16 protein-coding genes are annotated in these 14,043 nt (G+C 42.3%); 10 read left to right on the top strand and 6 right to left on the bottom strand.

The features are described 5' to 3' along the window. The first annotated feature begins 1,085 nt into the window (after positions 1-1,085). Both B5X77_RS22085 and B5X77_RS22080 read left to right on the top strand, forming a co-directional pair. Positions 1,086-1,598 carry a GNAT family N-acetyltransferase gene (locus B5X77_RS22085; protein ID WP_079510050.1) on the top strand — a complete coding sequence of 171 codons (513 nt, stop codon included), beginning with the start codon at positions 1,086-1,088 and terminating at the stop codon, positions 1,596-1,598. Next, on the top strand, positions 1,595-1,774 hold the full coding sequence (locus tag B5X77_RS22080) for a hypothetical protein (RefSeq protein WP_079510049.1): 180 nt from the start codon (positions 1,595-1,597) through the stop codon (positions 1,772-1,774). The genes B5X77_RS22085 and B5X77_RS22080 overlap by 4 nt, the downstream gene beginning before the upstream one ends. Positions 1,775-1,808: 34 nt before the next feature. Here the strand turns inward: B5X77_RS22080 and B5X77_RS22075 are convergent, their stop codons facing one another. Continuing rightward, positions 1,809-2,126 carry a hypothetical protein gene (locus B5X77_RS22075; protein WP_079510048.1) on the bottom strand — a complete coding sequence of 106 codons (318 nt, stop codon included), beginning with the start codon at positions 2,124-2,126 and terminating at the stop codon, positions 1,809-1,811. Between the two features lie 200 nt (positions 2,127-2,326). On the opposite strand from B5X77_RS22075, the gene B5X77_RS22070 reads away from it, so the two are divergent. Both B5X77_RS22070 and argH read left to right on the top strand, forming a co-directional pair. Further along, the gene (locus B5X77_RS22070) at positions 2,327-3,532 is read left to right on the top strand and encodes an argininosuccinate synthase (protein WP_079510047.1); all 1,206 of its coding nucleotides are present in this window, start codon (positions 2,327-2,329) and stop codon (positions 3,530-3,532) included. Next, on the top strand, positions 3,529-4,905 hold the full coding sequence (gene argH / locus B5X77_RS22065) for an argininosuccinate lyase (protein WP_079510046.1): 1,377 nt from the start codon (positions 3,529-3,531) through the stop codon (positions 4,903-4,905). The genes B5X77_RS22070 and argH overlap by 4 nt, the downstream gene beginning before the upstream one ends. Positions 4,906-4,949: 44 nt before the next feature. Here argH and B5X77_RS22060 read toward each other — a convergent pair whose 3' ends face one another. After that, positions 4,950-5,399 (bottom strand): universal stress protein, encoded by a 450-nt coding sequence (locus B5X77_RS22060; protein WP_079510045.1) that lies wholly within the window; start codon positions 5,397-5,399, stop codon positions 4,950-4,952. A 106-nt stretch (positions 5,400-5,505) separates the two neighbouring features. On the opposite strand from B5X77_RS22060, the gene B5X77_RS23525 reads away from it, so the two are divergent. The 3 genes from B5X77_RS23525 (at position 5,506) to B5X77_RS22050 (ending at position 8,441) form a co-directional block, all read left to right on the top strand. Further along, positions 5,506-5,661 (top strand): hypothetical protein, encoded by a 156-nt coding sequence (locus tag B5X77_RS23525; RefSeq protein ID WP_176167399.1) that lies wholly within the window; start codon positions 5,506-5,508, stop codon positions 5,659-5,661. A gap of 563 nt (positions 5,662-6,224) precedes the next feature. Continuing rightward, positions 6,225-7,346, top strand: coding sequence for an alanine dehydrogenase (gene ald / locus B5X77_RS22055; protein WP_079510044.1), 1,122 nt, complete (start codon positions 6,225-6,227; stop codon positions 7,344-7,346). Between the two features lie 165 nt (positions 7,347-7,511). Then, positions 7,512-8,441 carry a manganese-dependent inorganic pyrophosphatase gene (locus tag B5X77_RS22050; RefSeq protein WP_079510043.1) on the top strand — a complete coding sequence of 310 codons (930 nt, stop codon included), beginning with the start codon at positions 7,512-7,514 and terminating at the stop codon, positions 8,439-8,441. Positions 8,442-8,484: 43 nt separating this feature from the next. Here the strand turns inward: B5X77_RS22050 and B5X77_RS22045 are convergent, their stop codons facing one another. The 3 genes from B5X77_RS22045 to deoC all read right to left on the bottom strand — a co-directional run bounded on the left by B5X77_RS22045 (position 8,485) and on the right by deoC (position 10,370). Continuing rightward, positions 8,485-9,099, bottom strand: a complete 615-nt coding sequence (locus B5X77_RS22045; protein WP_079510042.1) for an AmiS/UreI family transporter — start codon at positions 9,097-9,099, stop codon at positions 8,485-8,487. Between the two features lie 138 nt (positions 9,100-9,237). Further along, entirely contained in the window at positions 9,238-9,660 is a 423-nt protein-coding gene (locus B5X77_RS22040; RefSeq protein ID WP_079510041.1) for a cytidine deaminase, read from the bottom strand. A gap of 35 nt (positions 9,661-9,695) precedes the next feature. Continuing rightward, the gene (gene deoC / locus B5X77_RS22035; RefSeq protein ID WP_079510040.1) at positions 9,696-10,370 is read right to left on the bottom strand and encodes a deoxyribose-phosphate aldolase; all 675 of its coding nucleotides are present in this window, start codon (positions 10,368-10,370) and stop codon (positions 9,696-9,698) included. 423 nt (positions 10,371-10,793) lie between these two features. On the opposite strand from deoC, the gene queF reads away from it, so the two are divergent. After that, positions 10,794-11,291, top strand: a complete 498-nt coding sequence (gene queF, locus B5X77_RS22030; protein WP_079510039.1) for a preQ(1) synthase — start codon at positions 10,794-10,796, stop codon at positions 11,289-11,291. A 343-nt stretch (positions 11,292-11,634) separates the two neighbouring features. Here the strand turns inward: queF and B5X77_RS22025 are convergent, their stop codons facing one another. Continuing rightward, positions 11,635-12,732 (bottom strand): M24 family metallopeptidase, encoded by a 1,098-nt coding sequence (locus tag B5X77_RS22025; RefSeq protein WP_079510038.1) that lies wholly within the window; start codon positions 12,730-12,732, stop codon positions 11,635-11,637. Positions 12,733-12,950: 218 nt separating this feature from the next. Between B5X77_RS22025 and B5X77_RS22020 the strand changes: the two genes are divergently transcribed. Both B5X77_RS22020 and B5X77_RS22015 read left to right on the top strand, forming a co-directional pair. After that, positions 12,951-13,631 (top strand): metal-dependent hydrolase, encoded by a 681-nt coding sequence (locus B5X77_RS22020; protein ID WP_079510349.1) that lies wholly within the window; start codon positions 12,951-12,953, stop codon positions 13,629-13,631. Positions 13,632-13,727: 96 nt separating this feature from the next. Then, positions 13,728-13,976: a hypothetical protein gene (locus tag B5X77_RS22015; protein ID WP_079510037.1), complete on the top strand. Its 249-nt coding sequence runs from the start codon at positions 13,728-13,730 to the stop codon at positions 13,974-13,976. Positions 13,977-14,043 lie beyond the last annotated feature (67 nt).

Genomic DNA, 14,043 nt, shown 5'->3' with positions numbered 1-14,043 from the left:
GAAGTAAGGGGAAGTTTGGACAGCTTTAGTGGGAGAACCGGAAAAGCTGTCAGAAGTAAGGCGAAGTTTGGACAGCTTTAGTGGGAGAACCGGAAAAGCTGTCAGAAGTAAGGGGAAGTTTGGACAGTTTTAGTGGGAGAACCGGAAAGCTGTCAGAAGTAAGATGAACTTTGGACAGCTTTAGTGGTAAAAGCAGAAAAGCTGTCAGAAGTAAGATCAAGTTCGGACAGGTTTGAGGGGCAAGCACCAAAAGCTGTCAGAAGTAAGGGGAAGTTTGGACAGCTTTAGTGGGAGAACCGGGAAAGCTGTCAGAAGTAAGGCGAAGTTTGGACAGCTTTAGTGGGAGAACCGGGAAAGCTGTCAGAAGTAAGATGAACTTTGGACAGGTTTAGAGTGAGAACAAGAAAAGCTGTCAGAAGTAAGGGGAAGTTTGGACAGCTTTAGTGGGAGAACCGGAAAAGCTGTCAGAAGTAAGATGAACTTTGGACAGCTTTAGTGGTAAAAGCGAAAAAGCTGTCAGAAGTAATCTCAAGTTCGGACAGGTTTGAGGGGCAAGCACCAAAAGCTGTCAGAAGTAAGGGGAAGTTTGGACAGCTTTAGTGGGAGAACCGGAAAAGCTGTCAGAAGTAAGGCGAACTTTGGACAGCTTTAGTGGTAAAAGCAGAAAAGCTGTCAGAAGTATGATGAACTTTGCACAGGTTTAGTGGGGAGAAGCAGAAAAGCTGTCAGAAGTAAGATCAAATTCAGACAGGTTTAAGGGGAAAACACAGAAAGTTGTCAGAAGTAAGGTCAAGTTCGGACTGCTTTGAGGGGATAACAAGAATAAATACTGGTTTGAAAGGGGCACAGGAAAAGCTGTCAAGAAAAAGCCAGAATCAAGACAGGATGGAAGGGAACCGAGGAAAATCTGTCAAGAAAAAGCCAGAAAAGACAGTTGTTAAAGGGACGCAGGAAAAGTTTTGAAGATCTTTCAAGAAAAAATAAGAAAAGCGGACTAAAGTGGGGGAGCTATTATGAGACTGCTCGCCTTATCCATTTTTACTAAGCGAGAATGAGTTAGCCTGATTAACATGGGGGAGACTAGCATGTTTGATTTTAGAGAAATTGATGAAAATAAAGAGTTTTTAAACCAAGTAGCGGATTTATATCAACAAGTATGGAACCAAGAGGGAGATTCCATTAGGGAGCGAATTGTGAGGCATTCGGGATATGAAGGCTACAGAGGGATTGTGGCAATTTCCGACCAGGGGGAAGTAGCGGGTTATTCATATGGTTACTCTTCTCAACCTGGTCAGTATTATCATGGATTGCTATCCCAAGCGCTGAATCAGGAAGAATATCAAATTTGGTTAGCTGATTGTTTTGAGTTCGTTGAATTGGGGGTGCATCCTGCATTCAGGAATCAAGGACTTGCAAAACAGCTGGTATATCGCTTGCTTGAAGGAGCGGTACATAAGACTGCGGTATTAACAACGCAACTTGATAACGACTCCGCCCGTGGTTTATATGAAACCCTGGGCTGGAATGTCGTCAAGAAGCCTTTTTATCCTAATGAGGCTGGGGAAGCTTATATCATAATGGGAAAACAATTGTCATGAAAATCGTCGAAGCCTTAATATTTGCCCTAATCGGAAGTATTTTGATTGGTTCGTCTATCAATGTATTGAGCCCTCTTGGAAACGGATTGATCAGGATGCTTGGTGTTATTTTCCTCATTAACGCAATAAATATTGTCAGAAGGAAAAAACACGGAAAGCAGCTAGACAAAAAATAGCCTGGAGCTCCAGGCTATTTTTTTTATGAATTTGTTATCGATGCATCTTCTCCGATGTAATATCCTGATGTGTACGGTACCAGAGCCAAAGGTCGTTTATGATGGAGGCTAGCTCGGCGATTTCGCTGTTCAATTCACAGGAACGGATAAAGTTGCCCTCATTTGAAAGCTCGGCTTGTTTATGGTTAATTGTTTTTTCGAGCTCGGCAATCCGGTCTGGAATGCTTCCGCGAATTTTCTCCCAATGCAGCAGGATGGCGTGCTGTGTATCCAGGTCAAATTCTTCCCAGTTATTCTTAAGATCAGGCAGGGGAATGCCCAGTCGGCTGTTAAAAAGAAAATATTGGTCCATTTCTGATAAGCCCCCATTCCGGTAAACATGCTTACATTCTACTATACTTTTATATCCTCATCTATACTAGTCACTCAGAAGTTTTTTGCGAAATTAAAATTTAGCCTTGAAATATGCTTCAAAACCTGTTAATTTTATAAACATGAATAAAAATTTATTTGTATGTATAAATATCCGAAAAGAAAAAGGAGCTAAATAAAATGACTCAAAACAAAGTTGTGCTTGCCTACTCGGGCGGCCTTGATACATCTGTTGCGATTAAATGGCTGAAGGACCAAGGATATGCGGTAATTGCATGCTGCCTTGATGTCGGGGAAGGAAAGGATCTTGATTTCATTAAAGAAAAAGCTTTAAAGGTAGGGGCAGTCCAATCATACGTATTGGATGTAAAAGAAGAGTTTGCCACTGAATATGCACTCTTTGCCCTCCAGGCACATGCTTTATACGAAGGGAAATACCCGCTTGTTTCAGCACTGTCACGTCCGCTTATTTCTAAGAAACTAGTAGAAATCGCTGAGATGGAAGGAGCTGTGGCGGTAGCGCATGGATGCACAGGTAAAGGGAATGACCAGGTTCGCTTCGAGGTATCCATTAAGGCCTTGAATCCCGAACTTAAAGTCATCGCTCCAGTACGTGAGTGGAAATGGTCACGTGAAGAGGAGATTGCCTATGCTGCGACCAATGGCATTCCTATTCCAATCAATCTTGACAGCCCATTCTCAATTGACCAGAATCTTTGGGGACGAAGCAATGAATGTGGCATCCTAGAGGATCCTTGGCAGGCACCTCCAGTGGAAGCATATGAATTGACTGCGGAATTGGAAGACACACCTGACACACCTGATATCATTGAGATTGAATTTGTTGAGGGAGTTCCTACCGCAATTGATGGTAAAGTATATCCACTATCGGAATTAATCCTTGAACTCAACAGTATCGCTGGCAAGCATGGTGTCGGAAGAATCGACCATGTGGAAAACCGCCTTGTAGGCATCAAGTCACGTGAGGTATATGAAGCACCTGCAGCGATGACCTTAATAAAGGCGCATAAGGAATTGGAAGACATTACGCTTGTAAAAGAAGTGGCCCATTTCAAGCCGGTTATCGAGAAAAAAATGACAGAATTGATTTATGAAGGCCTTTGGTTTTCGCCGCTTCAGGAAGCACTGGCTGCTTTCCTTAAATCAACACAGAAGCATGTCACTGGAACGGTCCGCGTAAAGTTATTCAAGGGCCATGCAATCATTGAGGGCAGAAAGTCTCCGTACTCTTTATACAATGAGAAACTGGCAACATATACTGCTGACGATGAATTTGACCACAATGCTGCTGTTGGTTTCATTAACCTCTGGGGACTGCCGACAGTTGTCCACAGCATGGTCCAGGGCAAGAAGGTGACAGTGTGAAAAAACTATGGGGCGGCAGATTTACCGGATCTGCAGAAGAATGGGTAGATGAGTTCGGTGCTTCAATTGGCTTTGACCAGGAATTGGCGAAGCAGGATATTGAGGGCAGTGTCGCCCATGCTAAGATGCTGGCCGCCTGTGGAATCATCACGGAAGAAGAAGCCAATGAAATCGTTCAAGGTTTGAAAAAACTCGAGCAGCAGGCAGAAATAGGTGAACTGGAGTATTCAGCCAAACTAGAAGATATCCATCTCAATCTTGAGCATCACCTGACTGAACTGATTGGTTCGACTGGCGGGAAGCTTCATACTGCAAGAAGCAGGAATGACCAGGTTGCCACAGATATGCATTTATATCTTAAGGAGCAGGTAGCGGATATTATTGGGCTGATCACTAATTTTCAAAAAGCCCTCCTCTTACAGGCTGAGCAAAATATTGAAACCCTGATGCCTGGTTATACCCACCTGCAACGGGCACAGCCAATATCGTTTGCGCATCATTTAATGGCTTATTTTTGGATGCTGGACAGAGACAAACAGCGATTTATTGACAGCATGAAAAGAATCAATCTATCACCACTGGGTGCCGGAGCGCTTGCAGGCACTACTTTTCCAATCGACCGCCAGATGACGGCTGAAATGCTGGGATTCGACGGTATTTATGAAAACAGTCTTGATGCTGTCAGTGACCGTGATTTCATTCTTGAATTCCTGTCAGACAGTTCTATAATGATGATGCATCTTTCAAGATTGTGTGAGGAAATTATTCTCTGGACCAGCCAGGAGTTCCAGTTCATCGAGCTCTCAGATGCATTTACGACAGGAAGCAGCATCATGCCCCAGAAAAAAAATCCGGATATGGCTGAATTGATTCGCGGAAAAACAGGCCGGGTCTACGGCAGCCTGATGGGGCTTTTGACGGTGTTGAAAGGCTTGCCGTTAGCGTATAACAAGGATATGCAGGAAGATAAAGAAGGAATGTTCGATACAGTCAAAACGGTTAGAGGCTCCCTGAAAATCTTCGCTGGGATGATCAGTACCATGAAGGTCCAAAAAGAGAATATGGAAGGTTCTGTGAAAAGTGACTTCTCCAATGCCACGGAGCTAGCTGATTATCTGGCGGCCAAAGGTGTTCCATTCAGGAAAGCTCATGAAATCGTCGGGAAGCTTGTGCTGAATTGCATAGAAAAAAGCTGTTATCTTGCGGACCTGCCGTTAGAGGTATATAAAGACATGAACCCTCTATTCGAGGAAGATATTTATCATGCATTGAATCCGTATAATGCAGTAGAAAGAAGGAAGAGTGCAGGCGGCACCGGATTTTCTCAGGTTAAGAAGCAAATCGAAAAAGCAAAAGCATCCATGAAAATGTAAGAAGCACGCAGCAATTCGCTGCGTGCTTTATTTAATCATGATAGCTAGTCAGCTTTGTCAGTTCTCACTACCAGAACATCACAGGATGCATAGCGTGTGATATGCTCTGAAACACTTCCAATGAAGAAGCGCTCCACTGCGTTCATTCCTGTTGCTCCGCATATGATCAGGTCGGCGTTGTATTTTTTTGCAACATCTTTCGCAATCTTAACCTTTGGAGATCCATAATCCACTTCGTAGCTTACATCCTTGACTCCTGCATCGATAGCCTGTTGTTTGTAACTTTCCATCAACTCTGTAGCGAACTGGTTTGCACGCTCAGAGATTGTGCGGTCATAGGCCTCAACAGTTGCAAAAGTACGTAAGTCGATGATGTGGGTCATGACCAGTCTTGCTTCATTTCTTTTTGCGATTTCAATGGCCTTTTTAAAAGCCCATGCTGCCTCTTTAGAACCATCCACGGCAACTAATATATTCCTGTAATATAGTGCCATAGTTCTCGCCTCCTTTACCTATATTATACAACACTTTCCTTGGTATAGCTGTGACAATCCAACGAAAACTATGAATGCAAGCAAGAAATAAAAGGAGGTATTTCACATGGATAAGAAAGAAAAACAAGGACGGGCATTTTATGACTATGATGACCAGGGTGTCATGCAAGTCAGCCAGCAGATCATGGATTCATACAACAGCGGAATCGTTCCCCAGGATCAGATGAAAGCGGCCGCTGAAGCCAATGAGGAGCAAAGATAAACACGGTAACTTTGTAGTTTCAGGAGATAGGCAGCCTTTAGGTACGAGAAAACGATGAAAAAGAACTTAAGGCTTGCTATCGTTGAGGAATTTGTTAGCAAGCCTTTTATAAGTGTATGGGTTTTATTTATCCGCGGTTTTCACAATTTTATATGCGACCACCTTTGTCTTATTGGAAAAAACCTTTACTGGTGAAATTCAAATATATTGGCGCATTTCTCTTTTATTTTGGCGAACCGGAAGCTAATCCCATATTTTTCAGTCTGATAGAAGGTAAGTCGGCACCGGCTGGAGATTATTGATTTTAAATCAAATTCTGTGATCCCATCTGAAATACAGTAGAGGCAGGGCAAGGACGTAAAAAATATTTATTTTATTCCAAATATAAGGAATATTCATTTTTAGACAAGTTCGAACGATTTGTTTTGCCAAACGAACTTTTTTCTACTAAAATGAAAGTGTTTTCATTCTTGTTTTTTCTTTCTATTTTCCTCGTAAAATAATAGGATAGAGAAGCAAGGTGAAATGGAAGAGCAATCATAATACATAGGAGGTATGCAACAATGCGTATCGGTGTACCTAAAGAGATAAAGAATAATGAAAACCGTGTGGCTATGACGCCTGCTGGTGTAGTCAACCTTGTGAACTTCGGTCATGAAGTTTATATCGAAGCAGGGGCTGGAATCGGTTCAAGTTTCACTGATGAGGATTACAAAGCTGCCGGTGCTCTCATTGTTGAAAGTGCACAAGAAGCATGGGCACAGGAAATGGTCATGAAGGTTAAAGAACCTCTGCCAGAAGAATACGGATATTTCCGTGAAGGTTTAATCTTATTTACATATTTACACCTTGCTCCAGAACCAGAGCTGACAAAGGCCCTGATTGAAAATAAGGTAGTTGGTATCGCATATGAAACTGTTCAGCTGGCAAACGGTTCACTTCCATTGCTTACGCCTATGAGTGAAGTTGCTGGAAGGATGTCTACACAAATTGGTGCACAGTTCCTTGAAAAAGTTCATGGCGGTAAAGGAATCCTTCTTGGCGGAGTACCAGGTGTCCAAAGAGGTAAAGTTACTGTCATCGGTGGCGGTGTGGCCGGAACGAATGCAGCGAAAATGGCAGTCGGACTTGGTGCTGAAGTTACAATGATTGACTTGAACCCTGACCGTCTTCGCCAATTAGACGATATTTTTGGATCTGATATTACCACTCTAATGTCTAATCCTTTGAATATCGCTGAGGCAGTCAAGCAATCTGACCTTGTAATCGGCGCTGTATTGATTCCTGGCGCTAAAGCTCCTAAGCTTGTGACTGAAGAAATGATTCAGTCCATGAATCCAGGCTCAGTCGTTGTCGATATTGCGATCGACCAGGGCGGCATTTTCGAAACAACAGACAGAATCACTACTCACGACAACCCTACTTATGAGAAGCATGGTGTCGTACATTATGCTGTTGCCAATATGCCTGGTGCTGTTCCTAGGACTAGCACAATCGCGTTGACGAACGTAACTGTTCCATATGCTGTTCAAATTGCGAACAAGGGCTACAAGCAGGCTTGCCTTGATAATGAAGCATTGTTGAAGGGCATCAACACACTTAATGGCTACGTCACGTACCAGGCAGTTGCTGAAGCTCATAACCTCGTATATTCAGAAACAAGAACATTATTGGAGCAAATCTAATTTATCCAGATCCGGGGCGGTGTCCCGGATCTTTTTATTCCAATAACACATGCCAATTTTGGACAAAGCAGTTTAAAATCTTTTAATTTTAGCGTATATTATTTATGGGATATACGGATTCTCAAGCAGCATGTCCGTGATAAATTGTAATTAAGGAGTGTCATGATGGAAAAAGTTCTTGTTTTTGGCCATAAAAATCCTGATACAGATACAATCTGCTCTGCGATTGCTTATGCGAATCTAAAGAAAAAGCTCGGTGTGGATGCGGAAGCAGTTCGCCTGGGCCAGGTCAATGGGGAAACTCAATATGCATTAGATTATTTCAAGGCTGAGGCACCACGCCTTGCTGGCAGGGTTTCTGAAGAAGTGGACAAGGTCATCCTTGTTGATCATAACGAACGTCAGCAGAGTGCTGAAGATATAACTGAAGTGCAAATCGTGGAAGTGATTGACCACCACCGTGTGGCTAATTTCGAAACAAGCGATCCACTTTATTTCCGAGTCGAGCCAGTAGGCTGCACTGCAACAATCCTGAACAAGATGTACAAGGAAAATAATGTTGAAATTGATAAAGATATTGCAGGTCTTATGCTTTCAGCAATCATTTCCGATTCCTTGCTGTTCAAATCGCCAACTTGCACAGATCAGGACGTGGCTGCTGCACGTGAACTGGCTGAAATTGCCGGAGTGGATGCTGAGGAATACGGCCTTGACATGCTGAAGGCTGGTGCTGACCTCAGCAGCAAAACAATTGAGGAACTTATTTCTCTTGATGCAAAGGAATTCCAGATGGGAGATTCCAAAGTTGAAATCGCGCAGGTAAACACAGTTGATGTGAATGATGTTCTTTTACGCAAGGTAGAGCTTGAAGAAGCATTGATCAATAAAGTGACAGAAAAGAAACTTGGTTTATTCTTATTGGTGATCACTGATATCTTGACGAATGATTCAGCTGCGCTTGCGGTTGGTGAGAAAGCTGCTGCGGTCGAAGAAGCATTCAATGTAAAACTTGAAAATAACACTGCGACCTTAAAAGGTGTTGTATCACGAAAGAAGCAAGTCGTTCCAGTATTGACAAATGTGCTTGCGAAGTAATGTCAAAAAAACGTCCTCGCCAATCGGCAGGACGTTTTTTGAATTACGCATATTCCCCGGTTCGGGAAGGTGTTTTCTTTAGCTTTATTGTAATATAAGCAAAATACATAAAAGCAGCAATCGAGAAGTAAATCCATGCGCTAGTAACCTGGTCTGTTTTCCATAAGCCAGTCATTGACAGCAAAGCTGGGAAGGTCAAGGTCAGCCATGACTGGACCATCGCGACCTTGCCAATATAGGCATCGATCTTCTTGTTCATTCCCATCGACAGGAAGAATAGGAACCAGAGATAAGCCCACATCAGCCATGTAAGAGTGCTGACGATGTCTTCAAAATGGACATAAGCAACGAAAGCGTAGATAAGTGCAAGGACAGCAACCCAAAGGGAATACCATCCTAATCCGCTTACATCAAGATCTTTTAACAGAGTCATGCCAACATATAAATAAGTGAAGCCAAAGAGAAAGATGCTTGCAAGGCTGTATATGGTCCAGTTGTTCTGGTCAGAGGCAACGATTAAATAAAATGGTACGATTACCTGCATGGCCCCGATAAATAAATTGAATACTGCTACGCTTTTCGCATTGGCTTTTCCCATAAGCATTAAGCTGTTCAGGAAAAGTGCTGCGCCTGATAATAATAAACCTGCGTCTCCCATGATGTATGCCGTCCTTATGGAATGAACGGCTCTTTCCTCCTTTATCTATCAAGCAATAAATAGATTGAATAAGAAAGAGCAATCCCATAACCCTATATTTGGTTAGAAGGAATTGCCCCATTGTTTACTTGTAGATTTTTAAACCATCTTTTTAGACTGATCGACTTTTTCCATATCCTTTGATGTGAAATAACCAGGAAGGATTTCATCGATTGTTGTTTCCTTCACATCTCCATTAAGGTTGGAGAGATAAATCTTTGTATTTTCAGTTGCGAATTCTGCAATAACCTGGCGGCAAGCACCGCAAGGAGAAACAGGACCTTCTGTATCCGCAACAACTGCAATCGCTTTGATTTCAGTATCGCCTTCTGAAACGGCCTTGAAAATAGCTGTTCTTTCAGCACAGTTCGTCAGGCCGAAAGATGCATTTTCGATATTGCAGCCAAGATAAACATGATCATTGCTAGTAATGATGGCAGCGCCAACCTGAAATTTAGAATATGGAACGTATGCTGTGCTTCTTGCTTCAATCGCTTTCTCAACAAGCGTTTTTTTATCCATCTTCCATTCCCCATTCCCGAATGATTTGTTATTGCTTAGTATGAAGATTCAGAAGACAGTCCATTGACGATCGCTACGCCAGAGCTGGCGCCAATTCTTGTAGCCCCTGCCTCGATCATTTTCTGTGCATCCTCAAGGCTTCTTACGCCGCCGGAAGCTTTTACGCCCAAATCAGGACCCACTGTTTTTCTCATCAAAGCGATGTCCTCTACTGTGGCACCTCCTGTTGAGAAACCTGTAGATGTCTTAACAAAATCAGCTCCTGCATTCACGGAAAGCTTGCAAGCCATTTCTTTCTCTTCGTCTGTAAGCAGGCAAGTCTCGATGATCACCTTAGTCAATGCTTTGCCTTTGGCAGCATCAACAACTGCTTTGATATCTTTTTCGACCAAGTCGTACTGCTTATCCTTCAATGCACCAATGTTGATAACCATGTCGACTTCAGTCGCGCCATTTTCAATTGCATTTTTAGTTTCGAATGCCTTTGTTTCAGAAGTAGTAGCTCCAAGAGGGAAGCCGATTACTGTACAAACTTTTACACCTTCAGCATCCTTAAGAATTTCAGCAGCAGTTTTTACCCATGTTGGGTTAACACAGACAGAAGCGAATTTATATTCTTTTGCTTCCTCGGCCAGCTTTACAATCTCTGCTTCGGTAGCATTTGCTTTAAGCAATGTGTGGTCAATCATACCTGCTAAATCTTTAGTCATATTATTCATTCCCTTTCCAAAAAAATATAATGAAACGCTTTCATAATGAAGAAAAAAATATAGCTCAAATTAGTATGTGTTACTTACATGAATAATATATCAGTTGATTGAACAAATGTAAATAACCATATGAACATATGTAAAAATAAAAAACTGGAAATGCACAGATTTGTCATAATTTCTTTTTGTCTGTGTGAAAGAGCATGATGAAAAAATTTCTTTTGACTTTAATAGGATGTTTCATTATAGTTGCAATATAAATTGAATAAACATCCTGCATCGCGGGAGAGGTTCATAGCGGACACCCTCTATAAAAAACTATGGCTTTGAAAAATTTCAACCATATCCAGGAGGATGTGGTTTTTTTATTAGCAGGGTATCTGCCTCGATAAGCGCTTGCGGATTATATGGGAGGCTACTACAATGGCTGGAAGAAAAGAAGAGGAAATGAATGATTTAACTTTGCTAGGCAACCAGGGGACCAAATACCTGTTTGAATACAGTCCTGAAATTTTGGAAACGTTTGAAAATAAACATCCATACAGAGATTATTTTGTTAAATTCAATACCCCTGAGTTTACGAGCCTGTGTCCAATCACCGGACAGCCGGATTTTGCATCGATTTATATCAGCTATATTCCTGATCATCTGATGGTCGAGAGCAAATCATTGAAACTGTATCTGTTCAGCTTCAGGAACCACGGTGATTTTCACGAGGATTGCATGAACATCATCATGAACGATCTGATTAAGCTGATGGATCCAAGATATATCGAGGTCTGGGGAAAATTCACGCCAAGGGGCGGAATCTCAATTGATCCTTATACAAACTATGGCAAGCCAGGAACCAAGTATGAGGAAATGGCAAACTACCGGATGATGAATCACGATATGTATCCGGAAAAAGTGGATAATCGCTAACCAGGAAAAGAGCAGCTGCTGATGCTGCTCTTTTTTGTATTGGAAAAAAACCTGGATATTTTCCAATTCGCTATAAAAATTTGATTTTCGCTATAAAAAAAGAAAAGTCGCTATAAAAAGAATTTCTCGCTATAAAAAAAGAAAAGTCGCTATAAAAAAGAATTTCTCGCTATAAAAAAAGAAAATTCGCTATAAAAAAGAATTTCCTCGCTATAAAAAATTAAATTGGCTATAGAAAGAACTTTTCGCTATCAAAATTCGCTGTAAAAATGGAACTTCCATTTTAATTACTCACACAACTAACCGCCTGGATCCGGGATCGCAGGCGGTTGTCGTTTCTATTTTACGACACAAAGACTAATTCTTTAGTGTACTTCGTCAAAATTTCAATTCCACTCTCGGTGATGACCACGTCATCTTCAATCCTTACACCTGCCACGCCTGGTACATAAATTCCAGGTTCTGCTGTGAATACCATTCCCTTTTCCAGCAATAACGGATTCGTGCTTGTTAATGACGGGTATTCATGGACACTGACGCCAAGTCCGTGTCCAAGACGGTGTGGGAAGTAGTCGCCATATCCTGCTTCTTCAATCACATTCCTTGCTGCGAGGTCAACCTCTGAACATGACACTCCAGCACGTGCAGTTTCAAGAGACTTCAACTGTGCCTTCAAGACGGTGTTATAGATTTCTTCCTGCTGTTTGGTAATCTCGCCATATGCTACCGTCCTTGTGATATCAGAGCAATAGCCATCCATCACGACGCCAAGGTCAAACAGCACTAGGTCGCCTTTTTTGATTTTAGTCAGTCCTGGTGTACCGTGTGGGGCTGCTGCATTCTTGCCAGTAAGGACCATTGTTGAAAAGGACATTTCGGTTACGCCTTTTTTCTTCAACTCATACTCAATCGCAGCAAGGACATCCAGCTCTGTTTTGCCTTCTTTGATTTCGCTTACTCCTGTTTCAATGGCAAAATCAGCCAGCTCACAAGCTTTTCTAAGCCTTTGCAATTCTTCCTCGGTTTTCACCATACGCATCAGGCGCAGTTTTTCTTCTGCAGAGACAAATTCAGAACCGTCTGATAGTCCGGCGATCTTTTCATAGCGCTCGACATTCAGCTGTTCTTTCTCAATCGCGATCTTCTTGATGAAAGAAACACGCTTCTTCATCGCATTGAAGGCAAGTTCCATTGAATCCTCAGTATCGCTGTAGCCAATGATTTCAAGTGCCCATCCGGCATTCTTGGCATTTTCCTTATCCATAGCCGGGCAAATCATGAAAGGCTCGGCATCCTGGAATACCGCAACCGCCAGCAATCTTTCATGCGGGTCACTTAAAAAACCGCTTAAATAAAAGACATTATCTGGAGATGTAACAAAAGTGACATCAACACCATTGTCTTTCATCCATCCTGATAACGCAGCCAATCTTTCAGTCATAGAAATTCCTCCTCCGATATGTACATCACACTATGAGAGTAGCAATTCAGAGGTGAAAAGTAAAACTTTTAATCGATGAGGTTGCAGGGTAAAAGAAAATTGAAGCAGGAGATAGTCAAAGGGTGTTGAAATTATTTAATAATATGGCTATTTTTTGTAATAATTGGAGGCTGCGGTTGCAAGCCGGATCCTATGCACAAAAAGAGAGGAGCAATAATATGAAAGTATCTTATCACGGCCATTCTGTTGTTAAAATCGAAACAAATGGGAAAACAATCCTGATTGATCCATTCATCACAGGCAATGACCTGACGGATCTGAAGGTGGAGGATGTTAAGCCGGATGTCATTATCCTCACCCATGCACATGGAGACCACCTCGGGGATACGGTCGAACTGGCAAAAAAACACGACGCTCTTGTAATCGCCAATTTCGAAGTCGCTACATATTTAAGCTGGAAGGGCTTGAACACACATGGTATGTCGATTGGCGGGGCTTATGAATTTGATTTTGGAAAGGTCAAAATGACACAGGCTTTTCATGGAACGGGCATGATCAGTGATAACAATGAGATCATTTATGGTGGCATGCCTGCAGGAATCTTGTTCATGGCTGAAGGAAAAACAGTGTTCCATGCAGGTGACACAGGTCTATTTTCTGATATGAAGCTGATCGGGGAAAGACATCCAATAGACCTGGCATTCCTGCCAATTGGGGACAATTTTACAATGGGACCTGAAGATGCTGCATTGGCTGCAGAATTCCTGAAGGCGAAGCAAGTTGTGCCAATCCATTTCAACACATTCCCGCCAATTAAACAGGATCCACAAGCTTTTGTAAAAATGCTAAAGAATAACCAGGGCCGTGTCCTTGAAGCAGGAGAGGCTATCGAATTGTAATTTCACTTGCTGCACAAAAAGTTGTGCAGCTTTTTATGCTTTTTTCCCCCTCATAAGCATAAATATGAATTAAGACAACCTAATAGGAGGGGAATTATGAAGAAGAACCGCTACTTATTGTACCTGTTATTATGCGGTGTGATGCTCTACATAGCAATGCCGGAGCTCAATATCCAGGCAGGAGGAAAAGAAGCCCTGTTTGCAGGCTCATGGCTTTTCCTCGCTCTTCTTGTATTCGCAGGGAATCTGGCAGCCTTTTTATACACACCGAAAAAGCAGTCCCGGACTGGAAGCGGAAAAGCGGGAAGCAACCAGAAAAGGAAATCGCGCGTCTACACTGGCTGAGCAAATCGGCCAGTTTTTCTTTTGAAGTCCTTGCCTTTTCCAATAATTTGCACTTGCACCGTAATAC

This window comes from Mesobacillus jeotgali (assembly GCF_900166585.1).
GTDB classification, from domain to species: domain Bacteria; phylum Bacillota; class Bacilli; order Bacillales; family Cytobacillaceae; genus Mesobacillus; species Mesobacillus jeotgali_A.
The sequence above is the reverse complement of the archived record's forward strand: the minus strand, read 5'-3'. Positions and strand labels throughout refer to the sequence as shown.